This is a genomic window from Mesomycoplasma neurolyticum (assembly GCF_900660485.1).
Classification (GTDB): domain Bacteria; phylum Bacillota_I; class Bacilli_A; order Mycoplasmatales; family Metamycoplasmataceae; genus Mesomycoplasma_A; species Mesomycoplasma_A neurolyticum.
Genome location: NZ_LR214951.1, coordinates 46,266 through 59,050, shown reverse-complemented (window position 1 = coordinate 59,050; position 12,785 = coordinate 46,266). Strand labels below are relative to the sequence as shown.

Genomic DNA, 12,785 nt, shown 5'->3' with positions numbered 1-12,785 from the left:
CTACATTAAAGCATTTTTTCAAGCTTTTCTTTTATAAATTGAGCACTATTACCAACAATTAAATTTACTGAATCACTTGAAAGAACAACTCCTGAGACACCTTTTAATTCAGATATTTTCTTAATAGTTTCAATTGATGTGTCTTTTAAAAAAATTCTAATTTTTTTATGTGTATTTTCAAGTGAAACTATATTTTTAGTTCCACCTAAATATTCTATTAATTCATCTAAATTAACTGTTAATTTATTTGTGAGTGATAACTCAGTATTTGTATTTTTATTTTTTAATTTTGATCAATAAATTCAAATAGTACCAAATGTTACTATTGACAAAAAAATAATTTTCAATTTGTCACTAATTGTCATAATTTCTCCTTAAATTTATAAATAACCTTTATTCAATATAATATAAAGCATAACTCTTTTAATTCTTGTTGAAGTATACCTTTTTGAAGTGCATTTTTCAACAAATTCATCATAATTTTTACTTTCAATATTTTTAATAAACAAATTTTCCATGCCTTCAGAAATCATTTTATTAGTTTTTAGAACTTCTTTTGGTGTATTTTTGATAATATCTTGAAACTTTAAATAATAATTTTCAATTTTATCTGGTATAAAATCAAATTTCATTGGTGTAAATTTAGTTACATCTTCATTGTTGAAAACCATTTTCCTAATATTAGAAGCAGATGTGTAAATACCATTAACATCATAAGTTTTATAATCTATTGTTCTTTTGTGTGAAAAAACATTAATATTATAATTATTTTTAACAATTTGTTTTACATATTCAAGAGCAAGAATATCATTAGGCATAATTATTTCTTTATTTGTTATCTCTTTTATAGTTTCAAAATTAGCTTTTGGAAACGACAAACCTTGTTTTAAATAAAACTTAAGCTTTGTTTTATAAATATTTGAATTATTATAAATTGCTTTCGCGATTTCAAATAATGACTCCACATCATTGCTTTCACTTCCAAAAATTAATTTGTCAATATTATTTTCATTAACAATTTTAATTGCACCTTCTGCAAAAATGTGTGCTGCTTGTGTTGCATATTCAAAAGGCAGTTCAATTACTTTATCTGCTCCATTAAGTAAGGCAATTTCTTTTCTTTCTTCAAAACTTTTAATTGCTATTTCACCTCTTTGGACATAATTACCAGATAAAATAATAATAATTTTATCATTAGGGAAATTCTTTTTTACATAATCTAATTGATATTTATGCCCATAATGAAAGGGATTGTATTCTGCGATAATTGCTATAGCCATAATTAATCCATTTTAGAAGTATCAAAATTACCTTTAATTCTCTCGATATTTTTGAATGATACTCAAATATTAGGATCTACCTTGTAAATTTCTGCCAACAATCAATTCGACTCTAAATAAAAACAAATAGTTTTTATTTTATAAATTTTATTACCTGTGTAACCCGAGATCCCGCATCATAAATTATATGAATGTCAATAATTAATTTCTTTTAAATATTTTAAAATTTTATTTGGATTATTTGTTGTATAAATATCAATTTCGACTTTCTTATATTTTGGATAAATAATATTAATAAAATAACTACTAATAAATATATATAAAATAGTTGAAAATGCTTGAACACCAAAAAAATGAATTATTTTTGTATTACCAATTTTAAAATTTGTAAAAAGTATTAATATGATAAATGAAAAAATAAATACATTTAAGTTAAATATAATAATAACTCTGCCAATAGATCTTTTCTTTTTGGTTGAATAATAATAAGTAAAAAAATCACTTCCACCACTAGTTGCACCATTTTTTCAAGCAATCCCAAGTGATAACCCTATAATAGTTGAACCCAAAAATGTGTAATAAATTATTGGTCAAATTTTTTTGTTTTCTTCAATTACCTTATCTATTCCCATTTCTTCAAATTCCTGATCAACAGCAAAATGAAAATGTAGTCATTTATTTAAAACTTCTATATTAAAAATTACATTGAAAATATTTTGAAATGCCATTCATAAAAGCGACATATAAATTAATTTTCTTTTAATTTTTTTTCAAAAAAATATAATCAATGGTATGTTAAAAGCTAAAAACATCAAACTAAAGTATGGTTTAGTTTCAGGAATTATATAAGTAATAATTGAAGGTAGTGCTGTTAAACCAGTTGGAATAGTTTTAGATTTTGCAAAAATAACGTTGATAGCAAAAGAAAACAACAAAGCACTAATAGCAATTAAAAATATTTTTCATGGTTTTTTTTTAATGTTGCTATAAAACTATCATTGTAATCAGAAAAATCATAATTAAAGTTTTTTTTGGTCTGCATTTTAATCCTAACTTTTAAATTAACTCATTTAAATAACATTTACTAATTTAATATAAAACTTTATATTAAAGCTTAATAAATAAAAAATATATAAAATTATAACTTTTTTTTGTGTTTTTTATGCTTAAAAAGTTATAATTTTATTTTTAAATAAAAAAAGAAAGGAAAAATGAGAATTTTTAATTATTTTCCAAAAAACAAAAGTAAATGACTAAGTTATTCTATTGTTGCTATTCCTATTATTTTTTCAGGTTTTTTAATTACACTAAATTCATTTATTGATAATTTTATGGTATCAACAATAAAAAATGGGTTAAATTCATTAAATTTTGCTAATATTTTTACATCTTTTATTGTTGGCATTTTTGTAAGTTTGAATATTATAATAACCCCTCTTTTAGGTAAATACTTAGGGACAAATCAAAAAGAAAATATAAAATCAATAGTTAGAGCAAGATATATACTATCTTTTGGTTTTGCAATTCTTTTTTCAATTATTATAATTCCTTTTTCTCGCTTTTTTATTTTACTAGTTGCTAAAAAAGAAGATAATTTTTCAGATAAAGAATTTGAACAAATAATAAACCAATCAGTGGAATATTTAGAAATCATTTTTTTACAATGAATTTTAAATTCAATATTATTTTCTGCTATTGAGTTTGTAAGACAAAGCAAAAAATCATGAATTTCGTTGCTTGTTTCTTGTGTTATTTTGACCATTAATATAATTGGAAATTTAATTTTAATTAATTTTTTAGGTGTTAAGGGTCTTGCTATTAGTTCTGTTATTTCTTCATTGATTGGACTCATTGTTATTTTTTTAATTATTGCAAAAACTAACAAAATATTTTTAATAAATTTTGCTAATATTTTTCGCATTAACAAAAAAATTTGAAAAGAAATTTTAAATAAAACCCCAGGTTTTATATTAAATTCTTTAACTTTTATTTTTGTTTTTTCAAGAAACATTCTTTGAGTTCAAGGGTTTAAAATCGGATCTTTAGGTTATGGAGAATATTCACAATATTGATCAATTGGAGCGGCTACTATTTTAGGATTGATTAGTTCTATTTCAGGAGTACTTTTTGCTGGCATAACATCTATTGCCCCAAATATTGCTGTCTTTGTTTCTCAAAACTTAGGAAAAAAAGATTATAAATTAGCACAACAAAATTCAAAAGAATTAAAAGGTTTTCATTTAACAATAGGTTTTATTTTATTCATAATTATGCTTGTAGTAGCATTTTTAATTCCAAATTTTTCATTTTTAACAAATGGAATATCTAAAAGCATTAAAATTCAACTAGAAAAATTAAAACTTGCTCCTGATATGATACAAAATGAAATAAATAAAGCATCAACATATTTTTTAACAGAATTAAAATTTTGTATTATTGTTTCATCTTTTTTTAGTTTAGTTTGAATTATATTTATTACAGATATTCAAATTTTAAACGCTAAGGGAAAAAACAATTTCACATCTATATTTCAATTCATTTTGAATATTATCCAAATATTAATATTAGCTATCTTAGTTTTTTTAATTATTCCTATATTTTCAAAAAGTGATAAAGTTTATATTTTCAGTTTTTATTGATTTATTCTTTTGTGTTTTGACATAGTGAAGCTATTTTTCTTTGAATATTTTTATTTTAAAGAAAAGTGGTCTTAATTTTATCTGAAATCATAATAAAAATTTAAAAATGTAGTAAAATTTAAATAAAATATTATATTAAGAGGTTGTTATGGTTTCAATTAAAAAAATATATTTAGATTTTGAAAAACACTTAGAAAAAACTATTAAAATTAAAGGTTGAGTTTCTAATTTAAGGGGAAATTTAAAGATCAAATTTTTAGATTTAAATGATGGTTCTACAGTTGAAAATTTACAAATTGTTTTAAAAGAAAATGATATTAATTTAGAACTAGTAGACAAAGCTAGGTTAGGTGCCGCCGTTGAAGTGGAGGGTATTTTAAAAGAAAGCAAAACTTCAAAGCAAAAGGTTGAGCTTGAAGCTAAAAAATTTAATTTACTAAAAAACACTGATGAAGATTTTCCGATTCAAAAAAAAGAAATATCAAGAGAAGCTTTAAGAGAAATACCACATTTAAGGCATAGAACTAAACTTTTGAAAACAATAATGTTGATAAGGTCAACATTAACTTTTGAAGTTCATAATTTTTTCAATGAAAATGGGTTTTTAAACATGGCTGCTCCGATTATTACATCAAATGATGGTGAAGGTTCAGGAGAAATGTTTATTGTTGATGACGAAAGTGAAAAACACTTTTTTGGTAAAGTGGCTAAATTAGGAGTAACAGGTCAATTGCATGCAGAAGCTTATGCAGTTGGGCTTAATAAAGTTTATACTTTTGCACCTATTTTTAGAGCAGAAAATTCACACACTAAAAAACACGCAGCGGAATTTTGGATGATAGAGCCTGAAGTTGCTTTTTATGATTTACAAAAAATTATTAAATTGGCTGATCAACTTTTAAAATATGTTATTAAAAATACATTGAAAAAAAATAAATCAGAATTTAAATTTTTAGAATCTACAATTTCACCTGGAATTATTGAAAAACTTAGTTCATTTATCTCTTCTCCTGTAAACATTATTGAATACAAAGATGCCATTGAAATTTTAAAAAAAGAAAGAGATGTATTTGAAGAAAAAAATATTTACTTTGGAATGGATTTAGCAACTGAACATGAAAGATACTTAGCTGAAAATGTTTTCAATGCTCCAGTTTGTGTTATAAACTATCCAAAAGGTATAAAAGCATTTTACATGTTTTTAAATCCTGATAATGAAACAGTTGCATCATTTGATATGTTAGTTCCGGGAATTGGTGAACTTATTGGTGGTTCACAAAGAGAAAATGATTATCAAAAATTAGTACAAAGAATTAAAGAATTAAATATTCCTCAAGATGAAATGCAATGATATCTTGATCTAAGAAGATTTGGAGATGCTGGATCTTCAGGTTTTGGTGTTGGTTTTGAGAGATTGATTATGTTTGTAACTGGGATAGACAATATAAGAGACACAATACCATTCCCAAGAACTACAAATAATTTAAAAACATAATTTTACTAGTTATAGTTAGTATGAAAGGAGGGATGGGATGAAATTATCATTATTAGTTTATACATATAAACAAAAAAATGAATTAAATATTTTTTTAGAAAATTGCACTAATCAAATTGATGAAAATTTTGAAATTATTTTAAGTTTGAACAAACCCACTTTAGAAGAATTAGAAATCATATATAAATACAAAAAGAAATTAGAAAACAAAATTCAGGTTTTAATCAATGATAAAAGACAAATGTTTTCAAGTGAATTTATTAAAATGTTGAATTTAGCTAAAGGTGAATACATTGCATTTATAAATCCAAGTACATTTTTAGAAAGTGAATTTACCCAATTATTTTCTACTTTTTCAAACAAACACAAAGCGGATATGATTGAATTCAAACCATCATATAAAGGTTTTTTTGAAATCGAACTAAGACAAAGAATTGCTGAGAAAAAAGTTTTTAATTTAAAAGAAGAGAAAAAAGTTTTAGCTTACATATTACCAATAATTTTTAATAAATTTTTTAACAGAGAAAAATTTATAAAAATTTTACCTAAATTAGAAAACAAAAATATTTCTAATTCTAAAATATGAATAGATTTAGTTTTTAAGTTTCTTTTAAACACTGAGACATATGTTTATATAAACACTGTTTTAATTAGCGATTTTAATGAAAAGAACTTTGTTAACAACCCATCTGCTTTAATTAAAGAATGAGACGGCATAGAGAAATATATTAAAAATGAATTTCCAGATTTTATTCAAGAAATACAATATAACAAAATTTATAATTTAGCTTTATTTTTGCCAGGTATTTTAAATCCTTATACAAAACATAGAATAAAAAACTTTATTTTTAAAAATCATTTGCCTACATCAATTTCAAGATTTTATAAAAAAATTAAAGATATGAAAGTTAATGAATTTTTCATAATAATTTCTTTAAATAAATATTTTTTAGATAATGATTGAGAAAAAATGGTTATTTTAAAAGATTTAGCCCCTAACAAATGAAAAAATTTAACTAGAAAGTTGTAGTTTAAATTGAAAAAACATTTAAAAGCAAGTTATAAAATTAGACTTTTAGCAGGTTTAATTGATATTTTATGTTTTATGCTTTTAACTTTTCTTATAACATTTATATTTTTTAATAATTTCAATTTTTGAGAGCAAAATTTTAATATTAATAAATTTAAATATTTTTATTATTTTTGATTTATTATTGAAATTTTTATAATAATTTTTTTACAAATAATTGTTCCAGCTTTTATATTTAAAGGATGCACCATTGGTCGATTAGTTACAAAAATTAAAGTTGTTTTAAACAGAGAAAACACATATAAAAAAAGTAAATGAGTTATTGCTTTGATTAAAAAAGAATGCTTTTATTCCCTTAATTGAATTATTTTAATTTTGATATTTCTTTTTGTGATCACACCAAAGGATTTTGTAATTTTATCCAAAGAAAACAAAATATTAAAAGATAAAATAATAAATATCGAAATTAAAGAAATAAAATCATATATAAAAATATTTTTAACAGTTTTTTGAACTATTAGCAATTTTTTTGTTATAAGTAACTATTTTATTTCTTTAACTATTTTAAAAAAAACACGTATTAGTTTGATTGATTCTTTTTCAAGTACTATAACTATTTACAAAAACAAATTTGAAACCGAAGATAAATTTAAAAATGCTTTCCAACCACAAAAATTAAATTGGGAAAGTGTAGAAATAATGCAATAAATTAAAGGAGGATTGTCATGGAAGCAAAAATAGAAAAATTAATTTCAATATTAAATCCACAACAAAAAGAAGCAGTGGTTTATAATGACTCTCATTTAAAAATTATTGCTGGTGCAGGTAGTGGAAAAACAGGTGTATTAACAAGAAAAATTGCTTACTTAATAGAAACTCAAGAAGCAGAACCAGATAAAATATTAGCTGTAACTTTCACTAATAAAGCCGCTAATGAAATGCTTGAAAGAGTAGAAGGTTTAATTACACACCATGAAAATGATAAAAAACCTTATATTATGACATTCCACTCTTTTTGTAATTTAGTTTTAAGAAGAGAAATACATAATTTTAAAAATTTTGATGCTAAATTCGATATTTTAGATACATCAGATCAAAAAACTATTTTAGAATCTATTTATAATAATTTAGCCTTAAGTCCAAAAGATATTAGTTATTCTAGTGCTTTGGAGACTATATCTAAATGAAAAAATTATGAAAAATCATATGATCAAATTGATAAAGAAATTTTAGATGAAAAAGAATTAAAAATTTTGCAAATCTACAAATTGTATGATGAAGAATTAAAAAAAATGAAAGTTTTAGATTTTGATGATTTGCTTTTGTATACTTTAAAATTGTTTGAAAAGTTCCCGTCTATTGCTCAGAAGTGAAAAAATAGATTTAGTCATATTTTAATAGATGAATTTCAAGATACATCTATTATTCAATTAAGAATTATTGAACATTTAATTAGTGAAAAAAACAAAATCACAATTGTGGGTGATCCAAATCAGTCTATTTATTCATGAAGAGGTGCTGATGCTAATCTTATTAATGATTTTGATAAAAAATTTCCAAATGTGCATATTATAAAGCTTTCACAAAATTATCGTTCAACAAAAAGAATTCTAGATTCTGCAAATAAATTAATTAAAAACAACAAAACTAGAGTTGATAATGATCTTTTTACTGAAAAAGAAAATTTTGAAGAGATTGAATTTTACCATGGCTTTAGTTTAGAAGCTGAAGCTAGATGGGTTATTAATAAAATAAATGAATTAAAAAAGAAAAAATCTCAATTGAAAAATATAGCTATTTTATATCGCTCTAATTTTTATTCTCGATATTTTGAAGATATGCTTATAAAAGAAAATATACCTTATAAAATTTTAGGGTCTCAAAAATTTTATGAAAAAAAGATAATCAAAGATGTTATTGCTTTTTTAAAAGTAATAGATCATGGTTCTACAATTGCATTAACTAGAATCATTAATGTACCACCAAAAAAAATTGGACCAAGTACCATTAATAAAATTTTAGAATTTGCTAAAAAAAGAAAATTAGAATTATTTGATTCACTTATAGAATATTTTAAAAACTTTAAAAATGCTAGTGATAAAAAGAGAAAAGAACTAGATTTAACCACTAAAACCAAACAAGAATTAGTTGAATTTTTAAATAAAATAAATTGAGCAAGAGCTTGCATTGCTAAAAACAAATCTATAGCCGATACAATAAATCAATTTTTAAAATTAATAAATTATTTTTCAATATATCAAAATAATACGCAAAACGTTTTAGATTTTAAAGAAGCTTATGAAAATTTCAATATTTTGCTTCAATCAATTAAAAATTGAGAAAAACAAAACCCTGAAAAAAAAATATCAGATTATTTAATTGATATTTCAGTTCTAACAGATTTAAACTCAATTTCTTCAAGTGTTGCAATCAATTTGATGACTGTACATAATTCTAAAGGTCTTGAATTTGAAAATGTTTTCTTAGTTGGAATGTCTGAAGGAATTTTCCCAAATAATAAAACATTAGATAATGATGAAAGTATTGAAGAAGAAAGAAGACTTGCTTATGTTGCTATAACTAGAGCTAAAGAAAGGCTTTTTATATCCAATTCAAGCAAAAATTATTTTGATAATAAAAGAGAAAACTTATACAAAACATCAAGATTTGTTGAAGAGTTAGAATTAAAAGCTTTTAAATTACAAACATTTACCAAAATAGACCAAATAACAGGCAAACTTAGTTATGCTAAAAATAAAAAAGATGATTTCATTGTTGGTGATGCAGTTAACCATTTAACTTTTGGTTTTGGTGTTATTGTAGAAATAATCGGAGATATTGCTCACATTTCTTTTAAAAACGAAAAAGAAATTAAAAAAATAAAAAAAGACCACAAATCATTAGAAAAGGTTATTTAAATATGTATATTGTTTGAATATTATTTGTTTTGATGCTTATATTTTTAGTTTTTACAATTATTTTTATTAGTGTAAAAATTTATTTTATAAAAAAAAGAAGTGCAGAAAGTAACTCAATTATATTGCCATTTATTTTTGAAATTCAAAATAATAGAATTAGAGTTTTTGATTCTAACTTTTTTAGCATTGCTAAAAAAGTTTTTTATACAAATGAAAAACTTTTAAATGGAGAATGACTGTCTATTGAAAAATTTGCAGATTTATTGATTACAAATGATAAAGAAAAATTTTTAAAAAATATAAAAACATTTGAGTATAAAACATTAGAACTATGTTTTAAAAATAATTTAAGCAACAAATATACTTTTATATTCACAAATAAAGAAGATAATTTTTTGATTTTATATAGAGATACAAGTATTTTAACTGAAAACAAAAGAAGAAAATGATTAAAAAAAGAGAGAAAAATTTATAATTTTCAAAATATAAACTTAAATAAAAAATATAATTTATTTTTAGCTTTTGAACTTAAGAAAATTTTCCAGCAAAACATAAATATTTTAGAACATATAAGAAATTTATGTGAAGAAATAGTGATCTTAAACTTTTTTAATTTTAAAACAATTTATCAAAATGAATATTTAGTTTTAGTTTTTGAATCGAATATAAAGAAAAAATTATTTTTAGTTAAAAAATATTTTTTAAAAAAGTTAAGAAAGTATAAAAATTATTTTTTCTTTAATAATTTTGCATTAGTTTTTGAAAAAAATAAAATAGATGAAAATTATTATACTTTAGAAAAAAAAATTGATTTCGCAATTAACAAAGCATCTGAAATAAAAAATGGTTTTGTTTTAAGTGATGATTTTATTTTGAGTAAAAGTTGAGAACTACAAAAATATAATGAAAAAATAGAAAACTATAAAAATATTGTTAATGAGAAAAAAATAAATTTACAAAGTTCTGAAATAATGATAAAAAACAAAGCTACTGCTTCTAAAATTTATATAGATAACACAATTAATGAAGCTTATAAATATTCTTTAGTAAAAAAAATAAAAAATGAACATGAAAATTTAATTTTAAAAAACGCAAATATAATTGGTCAAAATAATTTTATAATTATAAAACCAGGAGCTTTTTTTGACAATTATCAGAAGCTAAATTCTAAAAGCCCAAATATTGTTGTTGACATAGAAGACTTCACAGAATTTATATATAAATATAAAAAAATAAATCAGAAAAATTTTAATAAATGAGGAATATATTTACAAAAATACGGTAACTTAATTTTTAATTACTTATTAGAATTAAAACCTTTTTTCTTAATTATTTCTAAAAAGCTAACAGATGAATTAAACAACAACAATGAATTATTATTTTTTTTAGAAACACTTTCCAATATTTGTGATGAAAATAATATTTTTATTATTTATGAGATTGATTATAGCAAAACTTTGCCATCTATTTTAAAAAAAATAAAATGTAATTATAATTACAAAATTTAGTTTATTAGTTTATAATGTATAACATTATGAAAAAAATAGGTATTTTAGTAGACTCATTTTGTGGATTATCAGAAGACCAAGTAAAAAATGAGTATTTTGAATTTTTGCCTTTACAATTTTCCATTGATGGCAAAAATTATATTGATAATGGCAAAGAAATTTCAAAAAAAGATTTAGCAATTTTAATAGCAAAGTCAGAAAAAGCATTTACTTCTTTACCTTCTTTAAATACAATTGAAGAAACACTTGAAAGAATGGATAAAAAATTTGAAAAGGTTTTTGTTTTTTTAACATCTTCAGCTCTTTCATCAACTTTTCAAACAGTAAGTGTTGCAGCTAAAAAATATAAAGATAAATTTATAATGATTGACAATCATTTTTTTGCTAATCAAGTTATTGAAATCGGAAATTTTTTAATTAAAAAAGCTAAGCAAGGTGTTGGAATTGAAAGACTTATTGAATTAGCTAAAGAAATAAATGAAAAAAGTATTAATTTTTTAATTGTTAAAGATTTAACAAACTTAATAAAAGGTGGAAGAATTAAAGGAATAAAAAAATTAGTTTTAAATACTTTTGGTTTAGTTTTGATTTTAAAGGTTACACAATACGGCATAACTTTTAGTGGTATCAAAAAAACAATTAAAGGTTCAATGAAAAAAGTGAGTGAAAAATTAATTGATTTTATTGGTGGAATTGAAAATTTAAAAAATTATGAATTTAAATTTATGAATGCAGCTAATGAAGAAATGATAGTAACTGCTAAAAATATAGTTTCCAAGTTTGGAAAAGATATAGATGAAAAGACACAAGCATCAGCTACTGTTATGATTCATACTGGTGTTGAATGTTCATCATTGGGTATTTGACCAAAATTATCTGAACTAAAAATTTAGTAAAATAATTAATGCAAAAAAATAAAATAACCATTTTAATTCCTTGTTATAATAAAGAAAAATTTTACTCTCGCTTATTTAAAACATTGTTAAAACAAAAAGATCAAAGATTTAACATTATTTTTTTAAATGATGCTTCCATAGATAATACATTTGATATTTTGAATAAATTTAAGAAAAATAATTTAAATAAAAATATAAAAATTATTAATTTAGAAAAACAAGTAGGGATAGCTGAGGCTAGAAATATTTTAATTAATAATTGTGAAAGTGAATATTTTTATTTTATAGATGCAGATGATTTTATTTCAAAAAATACAATCAAAAACCTTAATAATATAATTTATAAAGAAGACAAAGAAATTGTTTTATCTAATTTTAGAACTTTAATTAAAAAAATAAATGTTTTTAATTTTCTTGTTAATCCATTTGTTAAAATTAAAAATAATATTGATTATTTACAAAAAGGTATTTTTTTTGTTTGAAATGTTTTAATAAACAAAAAATGATTTTTAGATAAAAATATTTTATTTAAACCTAATTTTATTTATGAAGATTTTTCAGTATCTATTCCTTTAATTCTAAGTGCTCAAAATTTTACATATATAAATAAATTCGCATATTCATATGATTTAAATTTGGGCGGAGCTTCTAAAAAACACAATAGTTTTAAAATTGAGTCTATTGCTGAAAATATTAATTATCTTTATTCAAATCTTGAAAATATGAATTTATATTCACAATTCAAACAACATAAAATTGAAAAACATTTTTTGAGCTATATTTGAATTCATATGTTTTTTGCTTGAAATTATAAAAAAATAATTAAAAATTTTGAGCAGTTTAAACCTTCATTAAATAAATTAATAAATATTGATGAAAAATATAATATTGAGAAAAAATTAAAAAAGATATATAAAACTAAGAATTTGTTTTTTAAAAATGCTTTTAATAATTATATAAAAGTAAAAAAAATACTAAAAAAAAATAAAACCCTTAACAATAAATAGGGGTTTTATTTT

At 21.5% G+C, this 12,785-nt stretch carries 11 protein-coding genes; 8 read left to right on the top strand and 3 right to left on the bottom strand.

Translation table 4 applies throughout. The features are described 5' to 3' along the window. Window positions 1-5 precede the first annotated feature (5 nt). Genes EXC65_RS00265 through EXC65_RS00255 form a run of 3 tightly spaced genes read right to left on the bottom strand, consistent with a single transcriptional unit; the run spans window position 6 to window position 2,215 of the window. Window positions 6-365, bottom strand: coding sequence for a PTS glucose transporter subunit IIB (locus tag EXC65_RS00265; protein WP_129719489.1), 360 nt, complete (start codon window positions 363-365; stop codon window positions 6-8). A gap of 15 nt (window positions 366-380) precedes the next feature. Then, entirely contained in the window at window positions 381-1,280 is a 900-nt protein-coding gene (locus EXC65_RS00260; RefSeq protein WP_129719488.1) for a nucleotidyltransferase, read from the bottom strand. A 2-nt stretch (window positions 1,281-1,282) separates the two neighbouring features. Continuing rightward, the gene (locus EXC65_RS00255; RefSeq protein WP_165001305.1) at window positions 1,283-2,215 is read right to left on the bottom strand and encodes a YitT family protein; all 933 of its coding nucleotides are present in this window, start codon (window positions 2,213-2,215) and stop codon (window positions 1,283-1,285) included. A gap of 276 nt (window positions 2,216-2,491) precedes the next feature. On the opposite strand from EXC65_RS00255, the gene EXC65_RS00250 reads away from it, so the two are divergent. The 8 genes from EXC65_RS00250 (at window position 2,492) to EXC65_RS00215 (ending at window position 12,773) form a co-directional block, all read left to right on the top strand. Then, the gene (locus EXC65_RS00250; protein WP_129719486.1) at window positions 2,492-3,994 is read left to right on the top strand and encodes an MATE family efflux transporter; all 1,503 of its coding nucleotides are present in this window, start codon (window positions 2,492-2,494) and stop codon (window positions 3,992-3,994) included. Between the two features lie 73 nt (window positions 3,995-4,067). Further along, on the top strand, window positions 4,068-5,414 hold the full coding sequence (gene asnS, locus EXC65_RS00245) for an asparagine--tRNA ligase (RefSeq protein ID WP_129719485.1): 1,347 nt from the start codon (window positions 4,068-4,070) through the stop codon (window positions 5,412-5,414). Window positions 5,415-5,451: 37 nt separating this feature from the next. Continuing rightward, complete coding sequence (locus tag EXC65_RS00240; protein WP_129719484.1) at window positions 5,452-6,444, top strand: glycosyltransferase; 993 nt, start codon at window positions 5,452-5,454, stop codon at window positions 6,442-6,444. 6 nt (window positions 6,445-6,450) lie between these two features. Next, complete coding sequence (locus tag EXC65_RS00235) at window positions 6,451-7,152, top strand: RDD family protein (RefSeq protein ID WP_129719483.1); 702 nt, start codon at window positions 6,451-6,453, stop codon at window positions 7,150-7,152. A 17-nt stretch (window positions 7,153-7,169) separates the two neighbouring features. After that, entirely contained in the window at window positions 7,170-9,362 is a 2,193-nt protein-coding gene (locus EXC65_RS00230) for an ATP-dependent helicase (protein WP_129719482.1), read from the top strand. Between the two features lie 2 nt (window positions 9,363-9,364). Then, the gene (locus tag EXC65_RS00225) at window positions 9,365-10,870 is read left to right on the top strand and encodes an MHO_4530 family protein (RefSeq protein ID WP_129719481.1); all 1,506 of its coding nucleotides are present in this window, start codon (window positions 9,365-9,367) and stop codon (window positions 10,868-10,870) included. Between the two features lie 26 nt (window positions 10,871-10,896). Then, window positions 10,897-11,763, top strand: a complete 867-nt coding sequence (locus EXC65_RS00220) for a DegV family protein (RefSeq protein ID WP_165001304.1) — start codon at window positions 10,897-10,899, stop codon at window positions 11,761-11,763. A gap of 11 nt (window positions 11,764-11,774) precedes the next feature. Then, complete coding sequence (locus EXC65_RS00215; RefSeq protein WP_129719479.1) at window positions 11,775-12,773, top strand: glycosyltransferase family 2 protein; 999 nt, start codon at window positions 11,775-11,777, stop codon at window positions 12,771-12,773. Window positions 12,774-12,785: the final 12 nt, after the last annotated feature.